Here is a 20,391-nt window from a genome sequence, read left to right as displayed (position 1 = left end):
GCGGCCGGTGCCCAGGGGAAATTGCCCCGGAGCCGGTCTTTTTCCGTTGCTTCAGAAAATGGCGGCTTCCACTACCGATTCCTTTGCCATCGTCAGGCAAAAACTATATAATTAATTCCGGTACTTTTCATGCAATAGTATTGCTTTTTCAGTGTAGGTGGATTACGATTTTGCTAGCGTATTACGATCTAAAATATATGTCGAATTGTGATTTTATAGGTTTGTGAAAGCGGCAGCCGAACGGTCTGCTGCTGAACGGAGCCGCAGGGCTGAATAACAGATAGCGCTTGCTTGGACAAGCTAAGCTCTGGAAGTCTTTACAATCATCTGCTTGATGATATTGTCGCCCCCAGCCGGGTGTTGCGGCAGCAATCCGTTCAAACGGAAGGTTTGGAGGAGTAATAGTGAATCTACTGGAAGCTCGTCTCGCCCGATTAGCGTTAAAGGGCGATCAGCGGGCGTTTGCTGAGCTTGTGGAGCTGTATCAAGATAAATTGTTCCATATGGCTTATCGCATGTTGAATAATCGCCAGGAGGCGGAGGACGTCGTACAGGAAACGTTTCTGCGCGTCCATAAAAATTTGGAACGCTATGATGAATCTTTGAAATTTTCAACCTGGATCTACCGTATTGCTACAAACCTGTGTATTGACCGGCTGAGGAAGCGCAAGCCGACTTATTCGCTGGATGCCGAATCCAATGATCACGAGGGGCTGGACGGCTACTCGATGATACCAAGCGATAACCGGACGCCAGAGTCAGAAATGCTGCTCTCCGAGACGCAGCGGATCATTCACGATGCGATCGACTCGCTGGCCCCGAAATACAAAACAGTCATGATGCTGCGCTACATTCAGGAGCTGTCTCTTCAGGAAATTAGCGATGTGCTGGATATGCCGGTTACGACGATCAAAACGCGGGTTCACCGCGGCAGGGATTTTCTGAGGAAAAAACTGGAGCATAAGCTGTAATCATTAATCTTTTAAAAAAGTGAAACATCCTGTTCGGCGCAACGTATCCTACTAATGAGCTTATGCGCGAGCAAACGAAAGAAAGGACTGGCTGCTATGGAATGCAATGTCGCCATCGTAGGAATGCATGATTATTTAGACGGCGATCTGCCGCGCGAGGAAGCGCAGCAACTACAGGCTCATTTACGCTCATGTCCTTCGTGTATGGCCCGCTTTGAACAGCTGGAGCGAACCGAGGCGTTATTGTATAACGCGCTGGAGCATACGCCGGCAATTCCTGCCTATGATGGGGCCGCTTCTGCGAAGCTGACTGAACGAATTATGTCACAGCTGCCGCAAGAGAAGACTCCGCGGCAGAATCGACGCGGAGCCTTGCGCTTCCTGTATAAATATCCGGGTCTTGCTGTAGCGGCCCTATTCGTAGTGGTGATGCTCGGCAGCTTCATTTCGATGTGGGAGCAGAATTCCAAGCTGGTCATATCGGGCGAAGGGGAAGTGCTTCAGCAGGTCGTGATTGAAGGCAAGAAAGTGACCATACCTGAAGGTGTTCATGTGAAAGGCAATTTGATCGTTGAGAATGGAGAGGCCGATGTAAGAGGCGAAGTGGAAGGCAACGTAACCGTCATCGACGGCTCGCTTAACCTGGCTTCGACAGGCTACATTACCGGTCAACAGCGGACGATCGACCAAGCGCTGGATTGGTTCTGGTTCAAAGTAACGCAATCGTTCAGCGGATTGGCTTCCTAACGTCAACTGCCTCCCTTGAAGGAGGCAGTTATTTTTTTCTTGCGAAAAAAGGATTTCCAAGCCCAATTCTAGAAAATAATAAGGTTGTTAGGTTTCGCATTGATTTTAGAAGACAGCATACAAGGCGAAACTGATATAGCCTATATAATACAAAAAAATAGTAGCTGTCGGTTGTTTGGGGGTTTTATAATGAGCTACTTTACCGATTTGAACTGGAATGATTGGGTTAAAGACGTTATCGATGTAGGTATTGTCAGCTATATTATCTATAAAATGATTTTGCTTGTACGGGGAACGAGAGCCGTACAGCTGCTGAAGGGGATATTTGTCCTAGTTGCGACTTGGGCAATCAGCACCTGGCTGAATCTGTATACGCTGAAATGGCTGATGAACCAGATGTTTACGTTCGGCGTCGTCTCCGTGCTTATTATCTTTCAACCAGAGCTGCGGCGTGTACTGGAGCAGTTGGGACGGGGCAAGCTGTTCGCCCGTACATCCTCGCTGGAGAAGGATGTCGTCAGCGATCAGATTGAAGGCGTGATGCGGGCCGTGCAGACGATGGCGAGCCGTAAGGTTGGCGCGCTGATCGTGTTCGAGCGAATGACGGGCGTCAATGAGCTGATCGAATCCGGCATTCAGATGGAATCGCGGATAACGTCGGAGCTGTTAATTAATATTTTCACACCAAACACACCTCTTCATGATGGAGCTGTTATAATACGGGGCAATCAGATTATGGCGGCTGGCTGTTATTTGCCGCTGTCGGAGAACCCGTTCATCAGCAAGGAGCTTGGCACGCGCCACCGGGCAGCAATCGGGGTAAGTGAGGTGAGCGATGCAGTTGCGGTTATCGTGTCTGAAGAAACCGGACAAGTCTCCCTGGCATTAAATGGTATGATCGTGCGCGATATTAAGGAAGAATCGCTGATCTCCAAGCTGTACGAGGAACTGACGCCGAAAGAGACGGGCAAGGAGCAGTCGCTCTTCTCCTCCTTCCTGAAGCGGAAAGGGGGTCGCAGCGATGGATAAATGGCTGAGCCATCCGACCGCGCTGAAGGTGCTGTCGGTCATTATTGCGCTGCTGCTATGGGCTGTCGTCCATTTCGACCCGGAGAAGACGCCTGCTACGGTGACGTCTAATTTGGATACGAAGGCCTATGAAGCGCAGTCTGTTATTCCTGTTGGACTGGATGAGGAGCATTACGCGCTAGTGAAGCTAGAGCCGACGGTCGTCCGTGTGGTCGTGGAAGGCCGCCGGGCCAATCTGCTCGGTTTGAAAGATGAGAATATCGTACTTAATGTCGATTTAAGCGGCATCAAGGAAGGCGAGCATGTGCTGCCGCTGACGTATAAATTGCCGAAAGGCATCGAGCTCGTCGAGATGTCGCCGACGACGGTGACGGTTGAGCTTGTCGAGATTCAGACGAAGGCTTTCGACCTTGGCGTCAAAATCGAAGGCACGCCTGCGAATGGCTATATAACGGGTACACCTAACTTTGTAACGACAGGCGGCGGTCAAGTTAAAGTCACGCTTCCGAAGGAAGAGATGGCGCTTGTAGGATCGGTCAGCACGAGCATCAGCGTAGAAGGCGCAGAGAAGACGGTCGAGGAGAAAAAGTCGAAGATCGTCGTCTATGATACGGAAGGCCATCCGATGGAGCATGCCGTTATTAATCCATCCACAGTTGCGGTAACGGTGCCGGTAACTCCGCCGTTCAAGATGCTGCCGCTGCAGCTTAGCTACGCCGGCTCGCTGCCGGACGGACTTAGCGTTTCTGCGGTTAAGCCTGAGATGGATAAGGTAGCCGTCTACGGCGACCAGAAGCTGCTTGATTCCCTGCAGTTCTACAAGGGAGTAACGCTGGATCTGTCCAAAATCAAGGGAACAGGAACCTATAAGGCGAAAGTCACTGCAACCGATGGCGTGAAGATGGTAGAGCCGAACGAGATCAACGTCGAAGTAACGGTCGTTAACTCCGAGACAAGAACCTTGAGTCGCAATATTCAGCTGGGAGGATTGGCTGACGGACTTGAGGCGACCGTTATGGCTGAGTCGGAGGGCGCATTCGCCTTCGATGTGCTTGGAGCGCCTAACGTGCTGGATGCATTGAAGACGGATGATATCCAGTTGTCCGCTGATTTGAGCGGGCTTGCACCAGGTACGCATTCCGTGGAGCTGAAGGCTGTCCTGCCGCGTTTCGTGCAGCTTGCAGGTGGGACACTCACGGTGAATATAGAAATTAAAGACAACTCGGTCAGCACCGGAACGGACCCGACGGGAGAGCCGGGTACCCCGACCGGACCGCCGACCGAGACGCCGGATGGTAACGGCACACCACCGCCTGAAGAGACTGCAAATTCGGGTAATTCAGGCGGCGGAGGAAATTCGAATACGCCGGAGGATGACGGTCACGTTGGTCCAGGCAATAGCGACGGTAGCAGCAATAACCCGACCAATAAAGGCGCGTAATTGAGACGCTTTCGAACGCTTGCTTTGACGCGCGGCATGTTCATCCATTACGATAGATGACAATATGCTTACTTATATTCGAAACAGAAGGAGAACGACAATTATGGGGAAATACTTTGGAACTGACGGTGTGCGCGGCGTGGCAAATGTCGAGCTTACACCTGAATTAGCTTATAAAATCGGCCGCAGTGGCGGCTATGTACTTACTGGACAGGCGGATAAGCCTACGGTTGTTATTGGATTGGATACACGGATCTCGGGTCCGATGCTGGAATCTGCTCTTGTCGCAGGCTTGCTGTCGATCGGTGCAAGCGTTGTACGGCTAGGCGTTGTGTCGACACCAGCAGTCGCTTATATTACACGTGAATTGAAGGCGGATGCAGGCGTTATGATCTCTGCTTCGCATAATCCGGTACAGGATAACGGCATTAAGTTTTTTGGCGGCGACGGCTTCAAGCTGTCGGATGAAACGGAGCTAGCGATTGAGCAGTTGATCGATGCGGAAACCGATGAACTGCCTCGTCCAGTTGGCGGCGATATCGGCTCAGTATTCACCGATGAAGATGCGAAATACCGTTATTTGAGCTATCTGAAGACGACGATCAAGGGTGATTTTGCCGGTCTGAAAATCGTGCTCGACTGCGCCAACGGCTCTGCTTACGAGCTGGCGCCGAAAGTATTCGAAGAGCTCGGAGCAACGATTATTACAGTCGGTGCAGAGCCGGACGGACGCAATATCAATGAGGGTGTTGGTTCGACGCATCCGGAATATGTGCGTGAGCAAGTACTGGCGCATGGCGCAGATCTGGGCTTGTCCTTTGACGGTGATGCTGACCGTCTGATTGCGATTGACGATCAAGGCGAGGAAGTGGACGGCGATTATATTCTCGCAATATGCGGCGATGCGCTGAAGCGGGCAGGCAAGCTGAACGGCGAGACCGTCGTGACGACGGTTATGGCCAACATCGGTTTCTTCAAAGCAACGGAACGTATCGGTCTGAAAACGGCACAGACGGCTGTAGGCGACCGTTACGTCATGGAAGAAATGCGTCGCGGCGGATTCAACCTGGGCGGCGAGCAGTCCGGCCATGTTATTTTCCTCGATCACAATACGACAGGCGACGGCATTCTGACTGCCTTGCAGCTCGTGGACACACTGGTTGCTTCGGGCCGCAAGCTGAGCGAACTGAAGACGCTCATGAGCAAGTATCCGCAGGTGCTCATTAACGTTCGTGTGGCCGATAAGAGTCTTTACGCGGGCAATGAAGCGATTGCAGCCGCTGTGGAATCGGTCGAAACGGAGCTTGGCGACAACGGTCGTGTACTCGTTCGTCCATCCGGTACAGAGTCACTGATCCGCGTTATGGCGGAGGGGCCGGATAAGGACCAGATCGAAGGTTACGTTGCGCGTATCGTTGACGTTGTGAAGCAGCAGCTCGGTTAATGATTAACGGGCAATACCGTTAATGAAGTGTAGGATGCCGCCGCCTTGCCGGGTGCAAGGCGGCTTTTTTACACAGGCGGGAAGTGCTTTAAGACTATGCAAAACGGACTGCAGCCCTGGTTTGCCAGACTAAGCCTAAAGTATAGGTTGCGAAATGAGTCGAAAATGAATATGATAGAACATATCATTCCAGCAGGAAAGCGAGGACAGAGGTTACAACTTGTAAGATAAGCGCCAGAGCTTGCGTGATGAGACGGTTCGGCTCATGAGGATTCAGTTGATGATTCGAGAGAGAACGTCCATACGGGAAGCTGACGAGGTGAAGGTGTTCGAAATTTCGGCGGGGACCTTCCGGTTATTGCAGACCAATCGAAAGCCGACAAGCAAAAGAATTGGGCGACCGATTCCACAAACTTGCGGCAGGCTGCTCGATAGTTTTTTATTGAGGAAGACAACATTAGCTCCCGTATGTCTACGATGCCGCTTGCGAAGCGGGCATGGGCAGAAGGGTTGCGCATTGCAGATGCAGACTTGCATAATAATGACAACCGAATAGCGCTTGTGCTGCGCATAAGCTGGCATCCGTACGGGTAATCATACCGATAACGGAGGTCTATATAATTATGTGTGGTATTGTTGGATATATTGGTAAACGCGACTCTCAGGATATTTTGATCGAAGGACTTAAGAAGCTGGAGTACCGTGGTTACGATTCTGCGGGCATCGCTGTATTTACGAGCAACGGTCTGGAAATTTCCAAGTCGAAAGGCCGTTTGGCTAATCTGGAGGATAAACTCCGCACGGTGCCGCTGGCCGGTTCTGTAGGCATCGGTCACACACGTTGGGCGACACACGGCAAACCGTCCGACGTCAACTCGCACCCGCATACCGACAATTCGGCGAAATTCTCGGTCGTGCACAACGGCATTGTCGAGAACTACCTGGACTTGAAGGATGAACTGATCGCGAAAGGCCATCATTTCGTATCCGAGACGGATACAGAAGTTATTTCCCATCTCGTTGCGGATGAGTATGACGGCAACATCGTTGAAGCGGTACAACGTGCGGTAAAACGGATGCGCGGCGCTTACGCGCTGGGCGTTCTGACTGAATTCGAACCCGAGAAGCTGGTTGCGGTTCGTTTTGCAAGCCCACTCGTTATCGGGATCGGGGAAGGCGAGAACTTTATTGGCTCGGATATACCAGCCATTCTGGAGCATACTCGCAACGTCTATATTCTAAACGACGGTGAAATGGCTGTATTGACACGTGATGCTGTCGAATTGATGACGACCGAAGGCGAATTTATTTCCAAGGAAATATATCATGTCGATTGGGATCTCGTCACAGCGGAGAAAGCCGGATTTGATCATTTTATGCTGAAGGAAATCTATGAGCAGCCTAAAGCGTACCGCGACACAATGCTGGGTCGCATCGCGGACGACGGCAAATCCGTGAACTTGAAAGAGCTGTCGATGACAGCGGATTACATCAAATCGATTAACAAAGTGCATATCGTAGCTTGCGGTACTGCATCCCATGCCGGTATGGTCGGTAAGACGGTTATCGAATCGCTGGCTCGCATTCCGGTTGAGACGGATGTCGCTTCCGAATACCGTTACCGTTCGCCAATCATCACGCCGGAAACGCTCGTTATCGTCGTGAGCCAATCGGGCGAAACAGCTGATACGCTTGCTGCGCTGCGTGAAGCAAAACGTAATGGCGCTCGTGTACTCGCCATTACGAACGTAGTTGGCAGCTCGGTTGCCCGCGAAGCGGATGACGTGATTGTAACTTGGGCGGGGCCTGAAATTGCTGTAGCTTCGACAAAAGCATACACGTCGCAGTTGATCGCGTTCTACCTGTTCGGCCTGCATCTGGCGGGAACGCTGGGTACGAAGCCGGAGAGCGAGATTGAAGCGATCATCACGGCGATGCATGACTTGCCAGAGCAAGTGGAAAGCATTCTGGAGCAATCGGCCGTACTGAAGCAAGTAGCGGAGTCGATCTCCTCGCATAAAAACCTGTTCTTCATCGGCCGCGGTGTCGACTATGCAGTCGCACAAGAAGGCTCGCTGAAGCTCAAGGAAATCTCGTACATTCACTCTGAAGCTTACGCGGCAGGCGAGCTGAAGCATGGCACGCTGGCTCTGATCGAGGATGGCATCCCAGTCATCGCACTCGTGACGCAAGAAGAGCTGTATGAGAAAACGCTGAGCAATATTAAAGAGGTTAAGGCGCGCGGCGCTCACGTTCTGGCTATCGTCAACGAAGGCGCTCAGAAGGAAGTGGGCAAATCCGTAGATGAGCTGTTCGCGATCCCACGAACGCTGCCACTGTTGACGCCGGCCCTGTCCGTCGTGCCGCTGCAGCTCCTGAGCTACTACGCCTCGCTCGCGCTTGGGCATGACGTTGATAAGCCGAGGAACTTGGCGAAGAGCGTTACGGTGGAGTAGGGTTAATAAAGATCGATAATTTGATGTTCAGTGACATTAATGTTGGTAACTAGACAATAATGTTCGTAACTAATGTGTTAAGTAAAAGTTTGGCGGCAGTAAAAGAACCGTTAAGTCAGTCCCGATGGAACATTTTCATCGGGACTTTATTTCTTATTTTGGGGTGAGGGAATTGTCAACCTTAGGGGAGAGAATTAGGGGGATAAGAAAGAACAATCAATTAAATCAAATTGAATTTGCCAATATGATCGGCGTATCACAAGGTACCCTTAGCGAACTGGAACAAGATAAGTACAAGCCTTCAGTTGACATTCTTATTGTAATCCAAGATAAATTTAAGGTGGGTCTAGAATGGTTAATCATCGGATCAGCCGAAGATACATATAGCATCAATTTAAATGAAAAGGAAAACAAATTGTTTTCAGGTTTCAGAAAACTTAATAACGAGGATCAACATGAGATTATAGAGATTATTGGGATTAAGCTTAAAAGACATAGATCTTAACTCCTTCACAAACTATCTTCTCAACCAACAAACAGGTTAGTGTAGATAACAATTTAAGTCTGTAACTATCTCACAAAGTTTGCCACTCATCACTTGAAGTTTACCACTAAGCCAACGATTTTCAGGATTCACTCCTGATTTTGGTCGGCTTTTTTCTCATTTGAGCAGGCACTTAGGGAAAAGGAAAGAGGGTATAGGAGGATCCTAAGCCATTAACCCTCAGCCCTGTATCTCCCTATGATATCCTGACCCGAACCTCTGTTTCCTCAATCCTTTTCTCAGCCATCGGCTCTAAGGATAACGGCTTAAAGCCTTGATAAATAAGGATTCCTCCGATTTAATACAGTGCCTTTTCCTCTTTCCTTTCCCCGATCAATTAAAGTGATTGATGCCAATAATGAGCGGCTGTTCCCAGGCATCTCCTCAGTCTTTTCCTTTAACCCTGTGTCCTTAATCCCTGCTCTTTCCCCCCCTCCCCCTGATTTCACGTCAAACTTATTTTGTTTTTTCTCCGCTTCTTTTTCTCGTTTTTTTGTGATTTGCTCGGTCATTTTGAGGGCTTCAGTGGCAAACTTATTTTGCTTTAGGGATTAGGGGGGAGAGAGGGGGAAGGGCTGGGAAGCCTTGTGGGGCGTGGGGGATTTAGAGAGGGAGGGTGGAGTGGGAAACTCTAAGAAAAATTGACAATGACATTATGGAGAAATTAGTGACAATTTTCAGTGGTATATTATAGACTGAGCGTAAGTGACGACAATTGTATTGTGAGGAAATCCAGAGGCGGTTTAAGTGAACAAACCGCCTCATATTTTGTATGAACGCAGCTAGGCTCAATCCAATGCTGAAAAATCCTTCTCGTTAAAAATCTGCTGGAGCGGAATATTTGTTTTCTTGCATAATCCACCAGAAACAATACGATCGCGTTTCCAACTGGAGTTGTCAAAAAAAGTGCAGTTTGAAAACACCCTCATACAGAAATCCCGTTGCTAGGCTGCTTGTGACAGCATTCTTTCGCGATAAATAGTTGGCGGCCAGCCCCCCGGATTAGAGGTGTAGATCCGCCGCCTGTTGTAGTAAACCATAATGTATCTAAAGATGATCGATTTGATATCGGCCATCGGATAGCGCTCCGTGTTGATCTTGTACAGTTTCTCTTTCTTTAGCGTAGCAAAAAAGTTTTCCATCCTTGCGTTATCATAACAACGACCCGTGCCGCTCATGCTCTAAATGGCGTTACGTTCAGCCAGACTCTCCCGGAAAGCATGACTCGTGAATTGGCTGCCTTGATCGCTGTGAAAAGTCATTCCGCGAGCATTTCTCGCTTTGCAGGCGTTCTCAAAAGCTTGGATGCAGAGTTCCTTACGCATGTTGTCGTCCATGGCCAGGCCCACGATCTCTCCGTTGAAACAATCAAGGACTGCGGACAGATAGAGCTTGCCGTCTGAACAAGGGATTTCGGTGATATCCGATAGCCATTTTTGGTTGGGTGCTGAGGCTTTGAAGTCTCTTTGGATCAGGTTCTCGCTCTTTTGAGCTGCGGCATCCTCGTGTGTAATGCCGTTTGGATGACGCTTCACTTTCTTCAGCTGATCGTGCTTCTTCATGATTCGGTAGACGGTGCTGTAGCTGGTTGTGATCTCGATTTGGGAAAGCGCCAGCAGAATACGCTGGACACCGTAATTACTGTTGTCTTCATGTTCACCAATGATGTCTTTGATCTTGACCAGAAGAAGTTGCTGCCGCTCCTGTTTGGGTAGGGGCTTCAAGCTACGGTAATAGCCCGATTCGCTGACAGCAAGCACTTCACACATCTCCTTGACGGTCCACTGATCCCGTCTTTCACGGATGTATGCATAGAGCTGGCATGCCTTTACCGCTTCCGGTCTTTTGCGAAAAAACCGAGTGCATCCTTGAGAATTTCATTCGCGCGGCGCAGCTCGCCTATTTCTTTTTCTAATTCGATTTCACGCGCCGTCTTATCGGCAGATGCATAAGCGCGTCCACTCCCGATATGCGCTCCGTCGCCGTGAAGGGTTCTTCGCTTTCTCCATTCCTGCAACGTGTGGTAGGGCACGCCTAACTGCTCAGCGGCTTTCTTTGATCCAACCTCATCACTCAACCTTACGGCTTCTTCTTTGAATGTTTTGTCGTACCGATTCATTGTCTCTCATCCCCTCGTTAGCTTTCATTTTATTTCATATGAGGGGGTTTTTCGACTGCATTTTTATCGTAGCACTCCAGAATGGGTATCTGGCATATCAAGAAAGTATTGAAGAACTCTTATCAATTATTAGTGTAAATATGATTGAAGTTACTCCTCAGGAGGTTATCACTCGCATGGAATTGTTTGTTGAAAAGTTTGAAGCTAGAGGTATGCCCCAAATCAGAATGGCGTAGGTCTAATTCGCAGCTTCTCAGATCAGGGGTAGACCTGGGCGAATTTCAAGATCTTGTAGCCAGAACACATTATAAATGGGAGATGAAATCCTTGAACAGTATCAGCTCTCCTCCTTCAGACGACCCCATGTGCGACCATCCCCGCAAATGGGGCATTTTTTATGCAGCATTATCAGCTCACTCGACCATGAGATTTGTAATGAGTTTCCACAGCTGCTCGAATAAGAGGTGAAAACAGTAGTAGGTATTTAGTATAATGGTAGTGTGGTGATTATTCCCAGATGGGTTAATGATGGAGGAGATCTACATTACTGATCCAACAAAATTTTTGCATATAAAACTAAATCAAGTGGGTTCAAGACACAGTTCAGATAGTGTGGCGCTCTTCAGAGGGTTCTACGATGATATTTCTGATGAGAGGCTTAAAGAATTGTTTGCAATATTTCATACTCAGTTTAATAGTTTGTTCGAATTCATGAATCAGAAGCGCTACACAGATGGTGGTGGACATTATAATGCTGCTCAAAGTAAAGAGCTCATCGATTTAATTGAACAGATAAGGGTAACTCAAGCTACACTTAAAGGTGATTTTGCTTTTGAGATCAATGACTACTATGAAGAAATTATGGGCAAATGCAGATCTTTCCTATCCATGAGTGGAGGAAGTCCTATCCCTGAGGATTTCCCACCAATAGATATCATAGAGGACAAGCCTATTTTTACTTTAGTTGATACCATGACAATCCCAGGCACAATACCAAGTGCTATTGCAAAATTAAAGTTTATTGGTGAGGGTTCATACGCGAAGGTGCTAAAGTATAAAGATCCACATTATAATTCTTACTTCGCTGTTAAACGAGCGGAAGGTGATTTGCGACCTGATGAGCTGGAGCGATTTAAGAATGAATTTTACGATCTTCGAACCTTGGATAGTCTGTTTGTCATTAAAGCCTATTCCTATGATGATGAGAAGAATGAGTATGTAATGGAGTACGCAGATGAGACATTGTCTAAATACATAAACCGGAGCAACTCTACACTAACGTTTAACAAAAGAAGAGTTTATGTAGAACAGTTAATTCGTGCCTTCAATTATATTCATTCAACAGGAATACTCCATAGGGACATCAGTTACACAAATATTTTAGTCAAGCATTATGGCGATGGTGCTTCCTTCTTAAAGGTCTCCGATTTCGGCTTGGTAAAACGACCTAATAGTACTTTAACCAGACAGGGAACAGAAATCAAAGGAGCTATTAATGATTACACTGACTTGACTGCAGTTGGTTTCGAGAATTATGAAATAAGACACGAGACTTACGCACTTGGAAAAGTCATTTATTTTATTCTTACTGGTCGAACAACTGGGTATCATCGTGAAACCAATGAAGCATTGAAGGAATTCATTTCAAGAGCAATTTCTCCGGATAAGAGCCAGAGGTTTACTAGTATTGAAGAAATGAAGGCTGAATTGTATTCGAAGGTGTTCCCTTCACTCCGCAAAGAATCTGCCGAGTAGGTAACAAGTCTATAAACCTTATGGAATAAAACAACAGGTTGAGCCTAAACTATCAAAGTGAATTTAATAGACACATTTATAAATTATTAAGGAGATGGTATGGTAGTGGGAATTACATATGAAGCATGGGTTAATAGAATTGTTAGCAGGTCGGATTTGACAGGACGGCTCACTCATTTGACTAGACCCGCAGCCGGAATTGATTTATCTGGAAAGTCATTTGAAGAGATAAATCTACTGGCTGTCGAAAACCTGATCGAAATATTAAAAGCAAAGCAACTGAATGGAAGCACCAAAGATGCTTATATTGTTGGTGATTCAAAAGCCGTATGCTTCCAAGATGCTCCACTCTACGCTATTGTTCAAAATGTAGAACATGAGAAATTTAGGAGAAGTCAAAACCTGAAAGAAAAACTACGTTACTGTGGGGTAGGACTTTCATTCGTAAAATCCCAAATGTATAGAGAGTATGGTGCACGGTCAGTGATATACGAAGAGACACAAACCGCTAAAGATTTTCTTCACAAGGATGAGTGGTGGAGAATTGTCGACAATGAGTTCAAATATAACGAATCCACGAAAGAATGGGATATAACTGATTGGACACACGAGCGCGAGTGGAGGGTCAAGGGAGATTTGGTATTTGATTTCGATAGAGGTCATCTTCATATCGTCTTATATAACCCTGCATGCGTTACAAAGTTTCTGAAGGATTGTCCAAAAGAAATTATAAGTCAGATTCATGGGATCTCTACATTGAAAAGTATTTTGGTGTAAGCAGTGGACAGCCCTTATTAGATTAATAAGGGCTGTCTGCTTGAGTGGGGGTCTATATGTTAGTATATGTTCGGGGATGAAGGTATGAATTTGCGATCCAAAACAGCACTTTGGTATAATAAAGTTATATGGAAAATGTTAAATTGAAGGTGTCCTAATGGCAAAAGCTATCAAGAGATTGAAGATATATCGACTAAACTCTTTTAAGACAATGAAGATCGGTCGAAGTTATAGCTACATATACTTCTGTAAGAGCAGGTCATTTCAGGTTAATTTTGATAGTGCAAAGTTTAAGAACGTAAACTTCAGAGGTGCAATCCTGACCAAATGTGTCTTCAAGAAGGCTAGATTTGATGGGGTCGACTTTCTTGGGACTAACTTAAGGAAGGGGGATTTTGAGGGGGCTACATTCAGAAACTGTATTTTTGTCGGAGCGCTGCTTGAAGGGTGTAATTTTAGGAGTGCTAAGTTTGAGAATGTAATTTTTGTGAACACATCTTTTAAAGATGTAAAACACCTGAATTTAGGAACTGGAGTTACAATCCTAACCGAGTATCCAAGGGTTACAGTAAGTGATCAGTTGCAAGATGCACTAAATGCTCTAATTGAGAACAAAAATGTATTCACTTTTAGAGTCCTGCACTTATCGACCACGAAGCTCAACCACCTGAATTTGAAGTTACTCTTAGATATGTTTCCTGAACATAAGCTAGTTAGAGGGTTAAGGAGACTCAAGAATCGTAAGGAAAAGTTCCTGACATTCAAGTGTGTTGAAGACTATTTGCACGCATATCTTCAAATGTGATATAACAGAAGTGTCCCGCCTCATCCAATCGAGAGGTTGGAATTCAATGTCGATCGGGGACATGGCATAATGGATAACATTCGGGAGATGATGTCTATGGTTGGTGAAATTGCTACTTTGACAGGCTTCATTGCTTTGATCGTTGTGAAAGTACTCGATTATATGGCTATCTCTCGATTGTGTGAGGTAAAGTAAACTCTATAATAAGTTTGTTTCATCTGTTTTATTTACAATGGCTGATAATGGACTTTTAAATATATTAAATAGGCTTAACACCCAACCACCCTCTCGCAGGGTGGTTTTTCTTTATCCACTCAGCCCTCACAAAAACGGTATTACCCACCTCAAATGGGTCAGTTCAAGATCATTCCGAGAACCTGCGGGAGTTGTGGAATTAACGGCACATTATGGTGGGCAATGGCAGTAGAGGGTAAACAAGCTGACAGTTTTAGTGAAAAGCAGTTTCAAACGCTTAATCGTATTCTGCAGGAACCGGAGAGTACTATGGCAACTGATTGATCTTGAAAGTATCGAGAATGGGAATTGGTTAATATGTAACATAAGAAAGGTGCTGACAAAATCAGCACCTTTCTTATGTTACCTTCAAATAAGGAGTATGTTGCGGGTAGGCTCCCGCAGTATGAGAAGTGAAGATAAATAAACATTGAAGGAGCGGCTATACCAGAAAAGGGGTAGCTGTATGAAATTCTAGTTGGACTTGGTCCATTACTGAAGAGAATAGTTTGGTGATTAATGTCTGCCCAGGTCGAGGTCCCTTGATCATGGGCATTTTCTTTACTAGGAATGGTTTAACTTTTACAGCTATGGTTCCTCAGAGTTTATTTTGTTTGAGAGTATTTCCTCTTTGAGATCGTATGAAATCGAGATGTATTCTTTTTCACCACGAGCCCAGTCAGTGCCAGATAAATCTTTTACTTGGATATGAGATGGTCCAAGAGGATGGTTCTCATAATACGGCGAAGGCAAAGCAGCGATTTCTGCTTGCCCCCCCTTTTTCTAAAAAAGTAAGAAAATTAATATCACATTCGCAATGAGGAATAGTAACTTGAAACATAAGACTGCTGAAGCAAACTGCATAGATAGAATACGGGATGTGAGGTTCTATATTTTCTTTCCGGAAAAATAACCAATTACAGGGATGGGGATATACTTTGAATCCAGGAGTAAACTGTACAAAAGCTTTCAATCCAAACGGACATTTCTTTATCGAGTGATCGGGTTCCATTACCCATTCAATGGTTTTTTTGAAATGCTGTATCTCGGATTCTGGCATTAAGGTGAGAGCCATTTTTACGAAACATTTATATACTGCAATCGGAATGTATGGTTCTCTTACCCCAGGGAGGATGATCTCTTTATTTTCATCATTGTGGATGATGGAAGGGCTATCGATGTAATCACCAATTCGCAGTTGACCATCAACTGATTGGATCTCAAGATTCTTCTTATACTTTGGGGTTCCGCGCTTTCCTCTAACCTGAGAAACAGCCCGCCAGAAGGAAGTATAATTGCCAAGATGGTTCTCCATATCGGAGAAAAATTGATTGCAGCTATCGCATTCATAATGGCTTAATAAACGTTTATTACCGAGCATTTCGGGGATTGCATGAGCTTTCTTCTTGAAAGTAACTTCTGATCTGCCTTTTTTGACAGAAACGGCAAGTTTGATCTTGTTTAGAGCCGAGATACTTCACACCCTCCCAATTCAAAGGGAGTACACAAGCATCATATTGCTGTTCAAAGAAGGAGAACATCTCCAGTATCTCTTCATTCATATCACATATCCCCCATAAGTATTAATGATACCGCTATACCTAAGGAAAATCAGTTTGTCTAATTTTCTCTTTTCACCAACATCCTCATCCTTCCAATTATACTCCATAACTTTCAACTATAAACGAAAAGTCTTAAGATATAACTCGTTCTTGATATTAGTAGAGATCGAAAGTTTAGAAGTATGTGATATTAAGAATTTTGCAACCTCTGAGACCTAAAGTTCCAGGTTTTTTTAGTTCTTTTTGACTAGAGAATTGTGTGCTAATGCCCCAAGGTATGGTAGAATTTAGAAGAGGTGATTCGCGCACCAGGGTTTTAACGAATTGTATGAGGTTCGTTACAAAAATATTAGCTGAATGGTAACTCTAACAATAAGGGGTCCAATGTATGATTAAAATTGATGTTAATGAATTTCGAAATAATGCGATTCTTCTTCATGGGTTGGAAGGAGTGAATGAAACATATACTTTTTACTATGATGAAACCAATAACGGAAGAAAGTTTCATGTTGAGGAAGAGAAATTTAATATTCCTGTAGATCAAAATTTTATTCTAGGCGGTCTGGCATATGAGGGGAAGAGTACAAATGTTGATACTACGGAATTGTTCCAAAGCTTAAAACTACAAAAAACGATCACTGATGTTAAATTCAAGCATATAGCTTCCGGGGATTTTCCAGATGTACTGAAATCTAGAAAAATAAATCAAGTTCTAAAGTGGATAGATTCCAAGAATTTGTATTTACACTATAGTAACTTGAACCCGCTGTATTTTTCAATTGTGGATATCATTGATTCGGCAATAGTAGGTTCAGAAACAATAGGGGCTTTTGACTTTACTTTTGCAAATCATATTAAAAATGATTTTTATCTAGTCTTAAACGAGAATATAGAAAGAACAGAAGAGATATTTTTCAGGTACGGTTACCCTAGTATTCAAGAAAATGAAATTGTTGATTTTATAGACGAGATCATTGAGTTGATTGAACCCTATAGCGATAATGAGAAAAGTCACCTGGGAATTGCAACAACAGTACAAATTCTAAAGGCTTCTAAAAAAACTAAAGACATTCCATTTATAACAAATGAAAAAAGCATATTTTGATGAATGATTATTCGATTTTTTATACTAATCCCTTGTGTATGTTTAAGAATTCAATTCACTATTTTGATCAAGAAGATCAGATAGAGTTGATATTGAAAGACTATAAATTTATGGATAGAGGAAGAGAGTTAGACCATTATAAATTTATTAATTCCAAAAGTTCAGGACTAATTCAGTTGTCAGATATTATGATGGGGTTCCTTGGGAAGTTATACACTTTCATTAGGAGAAACTCCATAGAGGACATTAGCTCGACCATAGCAAATGTTGGTGAAATTGAACGCGAAAACCTGAAATTGATTACTAAATTAACGTGGAAGTCAGAAAAGAAGTGTAGAGCCTTATTATTTAAATCAATTAGTATTGATGAACAACTTAAAGAACAAGTACTTTTACCATAAGCGTCTCTAATCATGCCAGACTTCTGCTGCCATGTCCAAAGTTGACAAGAACCTTCCTTTGGCCATATGACCAGTCTGCACCATTTGGTGCATGTGCTCTACTGGAACAGATTATTAAGTGATATTTCCATAAGTTACGAAAAAAAATGACAATGCAAGAAGGTTATAGAAGCTTAAAAAGTGTTTGAATGGTGCTATAATATTGTGTTATTCCTCAAGAGGCAGCCTCTTGGGGGGAGATTTAAAACTACAATTCATAACGTGGAATGATTGTACTAAATAGCAAATAGCGAGCTATTTGTTTCAATGGGGAAACTTGGAATAATATATCTATGACATAAGTCAAGTCGAACCCATATTTAAGGGAGGTCAGCGATAATTGCATGTCGATCTCAGATAAGACTAGAAAGACATTATGGGGTAGATCGGGAAATAGATGTTCCATATGCAAGCTTGAACTAATTATTGATGAGACTGAAAAAGATGATTCGTCAATTATCGGTGAGGAATGCCATATTATTTCTGGTCAAATGAATGGGCCTAGACATGATCAAAACCGTCCTAAGGATAAAATCGATAGATATGACAACTTAATTCTTTTATGTCGCATTCATCACAAGATGATTGATGACCAACCTGAGACGTTTACCAAAGAAATTATTAAACAAATTAAAGTAAAACATGAGCATTGGGTATCTAAAAGCCTTGAGCGCCAAGAGGATAAACTTCTGAGAATTAAAAGAATCAAAGAGAATATTCCTGAAAAATTACCTAGAGTTACAACGGGAAAAGAAATCATTAATATTTTGGATCGAGCAATGGGATATGAGTTTGATCATGATGAACCCAAAAATGAGACTGAGGTTGAATTGATTTCAGGCTTTTTGCAATACCTACATGATTTTGGTGATTTATTAAGTGATTTTGAATCCGGTGAAAGAGTTAGATTGGGATTTTGAATTAACAAAAATGATCAAGAAATTATTAGAAAATGAATATTACGTTTTCGGTGCACGTGAAGTTAGATTGCTGAATGGAGGAAAGGGGGCTGCAATAAATTTTCCTATAGCGATTGTATATGTGAAGCACAAAGATAATTTAAAGAAGCAGAGTGCAGTCAAAGAAGAGATTTAATAATTTATAATATTGTCCTATCGTAACCTCAATGTCTGTGTTGGTTTCAATACATTTTAAAGGACATAAGATAAGAAGCACATCATTGGCCAAATATCGCTACTACACAATACTTGTACTCTTTCTGGGGCAAGTGTATCGGCAATAGCCTAATCGAAGGATAGCAGTGCTTGTGACGGTGAAAATATAATTTGGATGTTTCCTTTGAGTTTTATCGCGATCATGGAGCCCAATAGTGGCTGAATCGGATTTTGCAAGGAGAACAGAGAAATGTAGAAGCATTGTCCCATGTGGATACCAGCAGTCAATTATTTTCTGCTGGGGTCACCAAGCCAATACAAGGGGAGAACGTCCACCAGGGCGTTCTCCCTTTGTCACCCCATGAATCAAGTCCTTCCCGAGCGTACACGTGCTCATACGCTCACCCAAGCCAATTGAACGTTAACGGAGCTGATTCAGTCATAACTGTGGTGCAAATCATACATTTCGGAATTAGGATGTAATATCGATGTAAGAGAAGAGGAGTGATTTTATGATTTCTATTAATTGGAACAAGTTTAATATCAAGAATCCGGATAAACAAGATGCATTTGAAAGAATGTGCAGGCATCTATTCATGCGAAAATTTAAAGTTAGCGGATATGATTTTACAGCAAATTATAATCAAGCAGGATTAGAAACCGAGCCAATCAATTCTGGTGATAAATACTATGGATTTCAATGCAAATATTCTACCAGTCACAATTCCACATCATTCTATGATCAAGTACATGGATCATTAGAGAAAGCATTTAACCTTTATAAAGGAAGGTTAAATGAAATATATATTTATACCAATCTTGATATAAAGCCAGAATGTACAGATCAAGAATTGGCTAATACTAATTTAAAGAGTTCTCGGGTTATGATTCAAAGAAATGCCAGAGAGCACAATGTTACATTACGCTGGATTAAGGAAGAAAACTTCTCTGAACTGCTAAATGAAGTTGGAAATCTTGATATATACCGACTTTACTTTTCTTCCCAAAATGAAATTGCATTTATAGACTCTTCCATATCAGTAGAAGAAAGGACCTTCTTAAAATCCACCTCTTTCTTAGAGTTAACTATTAATGGAGACGAGCTTAGTAGGTCACAAGGAGAGATTCTCAGTAATAAAATGAGCATCCTTTTAGGACATGCAGGGACAGGAAAAACAGAAATTATAAAAAAGTTATTTTTGTATTGCTCGGAGAAATTCCTAGAAAGTTATTATGAAACATTAAGCGCTACAGCTGAGCCTATACCCGTATTTATCAGATTAAGAGAGTGTGTAATGGGTGATATAGAGTCCCTTATACGCTATAGATTGCAAGATTATTTTATATCCTATGGGGAAACTGACCAGAAATTTATCTATTTTTTTCGATGGACTAGATGAGGTAAGTATTCATGACGTGGATAGAACGATCTCATCAATTAAATACTTAATAAATCGTGCGAGCACAGTGTCTGTCATTGTTTCCTCAAGACTTAACTCTCCTAATTTGACTTTCTTATACAGAGAAATCTATCCAGAGATTTATAAAATCGATTCAATTGATCAAAGGGTAATTGATCAATACTTTTCTCAAAGAGGAGTAGAAAGCAAAACAAAAATATATGAAAAGATCAAAAGTGATGTTCGGTTCTTATTAAAGGAAATAGAAGATATTTTTTCTGTCAGTCTTTTCTGGGAAACAATCGAATTTGTAGATAATTCAACCACAAAAATTGATTTAATTTCCCAGACTTCAGAACAATTAATTAGTAATTATAGAAAATTAGCCACCATAAACTTACCCGAAGTCAAAACTACTAGTATAGAAGAGATACTTAAAGATGTTTC

General features: G+C 43.7%; 20 protein-coding genes. 15 read left to right on the top strand and 5 right to left on the bottom strand.

What is annotated here, in order from left to right; all coding sequences use genetic code 11:
• The first annotated feature begins 404 nt into the window (after positions 1–404).
• From sigW to TY10_RS18855, 7 genes are all read left to right on the top strand, one after another.
• A complete protein-coding gene (gene sigW, locus TY10_RS18885; RefSeq protein WP_042166813.1) occupies positions 405–971 on the top strand; it encodes an RNA polymerase sigma factor SigW in 567 nt (188 codons plus the stop codon).
• 96 nt (positions 972–1,067) lie between these two features.
• On the top strand, positions 1,068–1,718 hold the full coding sequence (locus TY10_RS18880) for a zf-HC2 domain-containing protein (RefSeq protein WP_042166812.1): 651 nt from the start codon (positions 1,068–1,070) through the stop codon (positions 1,716–1,718).
• Positions 1,719–1,907: 189 nt separating this feature from the next.
• Positions 1,908–2,747, top strand: coding sequence for a diadenylate cyclase CdaA (cdaA, locus tag TY10_RS18875; protein ID WP_042166810.1), 840 nt, complete (start codon positions 1,908–1,910; stop codon positions 2,745–2,747).
• Positions 2,740–4,188, top strand: a complete 1,449-nt coding sequence (locus TY10_RS18870) for a CdaR family protein (protein WP_052350643.1) — start codon at positions 2,740–2,742, stop codon at positions 4,186–4,188. The genes cdaA and TY10_RS18870 overlap by 8 nt, the downstream gene beginning before the upstream one ends.
• A gap of 103 nt (positions 4,189–4,291) precedes the next feature.
• Positions 4,292–5,632 carry a phosphoglucosamine mutase gene (gene glmM, locus TY10_RS18865; RefSeq protein ID WP_042166809.1) on the top strand — a complete coding sequence of 447 codons (1,341 nt, stop codon included), beginning with the start codon at positions 4,292–4,294 and terminating at the stop codon, positions 5,630–5,632.
• Between the two features lie 623 nt (positions 5,633–6,255).
• Complete coding sequence (glmS, locus tag TY10_RS18860) at positions 6,256–8,088, top strand: glutamine--fructose-6-phosphate transaminase (isomerizing) (protein WP_042166806.1); 1,833 nt, start codon at positions 6,256–6,258, stop codon at positions 8,086–8,088.
• Between the two features lie 172 nt (positions 8,089–8,260).
• A complete protein-coding gene (locus TY10_RS18855) occupies positions 8,261–8,593 on the top strand; it encodes a helix-turn-helix domain-containing protein (RefSeq protein WP_042166860.1) in 333 nt (110 codons plus the stop codon).
• Between the two features lie 305 nt (positions 8,594–8,898).
• On the opposite strand, the gene TY10_RS18850 is transcribed toward TY10_RS18855, so the two are convergent.
• The 4 genes from TY10_RS18850 to TY10_RS18840 form a co-directional block, all read right to left on the bottom strand.
• On the bottom strand, positions 8,899–9,144 hold the full coding sequence (locus TY10_RS18850) for a hypothetical protein (protein ID WP_042166804.1): 246 nt from the start codon (positions 9,142–9,144) through the stop codon (positions 8,899–8,901).
• A 432-nt stretch (positions 9,145–9,576) separates the two neighbouring features.
• On the bottom strand, positions 9,577–9,774 hold the full coding sequence (locus tag TY10_RS30555; RefSeq protein WP_155985969.1) for an IS3 family transposase: 198 nt from the start codon (positions 9,772–9,774) through the stop codon (positions 9,577–9,579).
• Between the two features lie 39 nt (positions 9,775–9,813).
• Positions 9,814–10,437 (bottom strand): IS3 family transposase, encoded by a 624-nt coding sequence (locus TY10_RS18845; protein ID WP_155985968.1) that lies wholly within the window; start codon positions 10,435–10,437, stop codon positions 9,814–9,816.
• Positions 10,438–10,460: 23 nt separating this feature from the next.
• Positions 10,461–10,751 (bottom strand): transposase, encoded by a 291-nt coding sequence (locus TY10_RS18840; protein WP_042166802.1) that lies wholly within the window; start codon positions 10,749–10,751, stop codon positions 10,461–10,463.
• A 525-nt stretch (positions 10,752–11,276) separates the two neighbouring features.
• On the opposite strand from TY10_RS18840, the gene TY10_RS18830 reads away from it, so the two are divergent.
• The 3 genes from TY10_RS18830 to TY10_RS18820 all read left to right on the top strand — a co-directional run bounded on the left by TY10_RS18830 (position 11,277) and on the right by TY10_RS18820 (position 14,088).
• Positions 11,277–12,506 carry a protein kinase domain-containing protein gene (locus TY10_RS18830; RefSeq protein ID WP_063510451.1) on the top strand — a complete coding sequence of 410 codons (1,230 nt, stop codon included), beginning with the start codon at positions 11,277–11,279 and terminating at the stop codon, positions 12,504–12,506.
• A gap of 105 nt (positions 12,507–12,611) precedes the next feature.
• Positions 12,612–13,283 (top strand): hypothetical protein, encoded by a 672-nt coding sequence (locus TY10_RS18825; RefSeq protein ID WP_042166856.1) that lies wholly within the window; start codon positions 12,612–12,614, stop codon positions 13,281–13,283.
• A 157-nt stretch (positions 13,284–13,440) separates the two neighbouring features.
• Positions 13,441–14,088: a pentapeptide repeat-containing protein gene (locus TY10_RS18820; protein ID WP_042166799.1), complete on the top strand. Its 648-nt coding sequence runs from the start codon at positions 13,441–13,443 to the stop codon at positions 14,086–14,088.
• A gap of 967 nt (positions 14,089–15,055) precedes the next feature.
• Here the strand turns inward: TY10_RS18820 and TY10_RS18815 are convergent.
• Positions 15,056–15,703, bottom strand: coding sequence for a hypothetical protein (locus tag TY10_RS18815; RefSeq protein ID WP_042166798.1), 648 nt, complete (start codon positions 15,701–15,703; stop codon positions 15,056–15,058).
• A gap of 569 nt (positions 15,704–16,272) precedes the next feature.
• Here TY10_RS18815 and TY10_RS18805 point away from each other — a divergent pair.
• The 5 genes from TY10_RS18805 to TY10_RS18785 all read left to right on the top strand — a co-directional run.
• Positions 16,273–16,989, top strand: a complete 717-nt coding sequence (locus TY10_RS18805; RefSeq protein ID WP_042166795.1) for a hypothetical protein — start codon at positions 16,273–16,275, stop codon at positions 16,987–16,989.
• A 784-nt stretch (positions 16,990–17,773) separates the two neighbouring features.
• Positions 17,774–18,349, top strand: a complete 576-nt coding sequence (locus TY10_RS18795) for an HNH endonuclease (RefSeq protein WP_052350640.1) — start codon at positions 17,774–17,776, stop codon at positions 18,347–18,349.
• A complete protein-coding gene (locus TY10_RS30550) occupies positions 18,324–18,524 on the top strand; it encodes a hypothetical protein (protein WP_155985967.1) in 201 nt (66 codons plus the stop codon). The genes TY10_RS18795 and TY10_RS30550 overlap by 26 nt, the downstream gene beginning before the upstream one ends.
• Positions 18,525–19,056: 532 nt before the next feature.
• A complete protein-coding gene (locus TY10_RS18790; RefSeq protein ID WP_042166791.1) occupies positions 19,057–19,944 on the top strand; it encodes a hypothetical protein in 888 nt (295 codons plus the stop codon).
• 16 nt (positions 19,945–19,960) lie between these two features.
• A partial coding sequence (locus tag TY10_RS18785; RefSeq protein ID WP_042166788.1) for a hypothetical protein occupies positions 19,961–20,391 on the top strand: 431 nt, incomplete at its 3' end.

Origin of the sequence: Paenibacillus gorillae (genome assembly GCF_000513275.1) — a bacterium.
Taxonomy (GTDB): Bacteria; Bacillota; Bacilli; order Paenibacillales; family Paenibacillaceae; genus Pristimantibacillus; species Pristimantibacillus gorillae.
Note: the sequence above shows the minus strand (reverse complement) of the source record. Positions and strands in the feature narration are given on the sequence as shown.

What these genes read in the sequence shown, in the direction of transcription:
- TY10_RS18880 (WP_042166812.1), top strand. Translation starts at nt 1,068, where the DNA reads ATGGAATGCAATGTCGCCATCGTAGGAATGCATGATTATTTAGACGGC.
- cdaA (WP_042166810.1), top strand. Translation starts at nt 1,908, where the DNA reads ATGAGCTACTTTACCGATTTGAACTGGAATGATTGGGTTAAAGACGTT.
- TY10_RS18870 (WP_052350643.1), top strand. Translation starts at nt 2,740, where the DNA reads ATGGATAAATGGCTGAGCCATCCGACCGCGCTGAAGGTGCTGTCGGTC.
- glmM (WP_042166809.1), top strand. Translation starts at nt 4,292, where the DNA reads ATGGGGAAATACTTTGGAACTGACGGTGTGCGCGGCGTGGCAAATGTC.
- glmS (WP_042166806.1), top strand. Translation starts at nt 6,256, where the DNA reads ATGTGTGGTATTGTTGGATATATTGGTAAACGCGACTCTCAGGATATT.
- TY10_RS18850 (WP_042166804.1), bottom strand. Translation starts at nt 9,144, where the DNA reads ATGACCGAGCAAATCACAAAAAAACGAGAAAAAGAAGCGGAGAAAAAA.
- TY10_RS30555 (WP_155985969.1), bottom strand. Translation starts at nt 9,774, where the DNA reads ATGGAAAACTTTTTTGCTACGCTAAAGAAAGAGAAACTGTACAAGATC.
- TY10_RS18840 (WP_042166802.1), bottom strand. Translation starts at nt 10,751, where the DNA reads ATGAATCGGTACGACAAAACATTCAAAGAAGAAGCCGTAAGGTTGAGT.
- TY10_RS18830 (WP_063510451.1), top strand. Translation starts at nt 11,277, where the DNA reads ATGATGGAGGAGATCTACATTACTGATCCAACAAAATTTTTGCATATA.
- TY10_RS18820 (WP_042166799.1), top strand. Translation starts at nt 13,441, where the DNA reads ATGGCAAAAGCTATCAAGAGATTGAAGATATATCGACTAAACTCTTTT.
- TY10_RS18815 (WP_042166798.1), bottom strand. Translation starts at nt 15,703, where the DNA reads ATGCTCGGTAATAAACGTTTATTAAGCCATTATGAATGCGATAGCTGC.
- TY10_RS18805 (WP_042166795.1), top strand. Translation starts at nt 16,273, where the DNA reads ATGATTAAAATTGATGTTAATGAATTTCGAAATAATGCGATTCTTCTT.
- TY10_RS18795 (WP_052350640.1), top strand. Translation starts at nt 17,774, where the DNA reads ATGTCGATCTCAGATAAGACTAGAAAGACATTATGGGGTAGATCGGGA.
- TY10_RS18790 (WP_042166791.1), top strand. Translation starts at nt 19,057, where the DNA reads ATGATTTCTATTAATTGGAACAAGTTTAATATCAAGAATCCGGATAAA.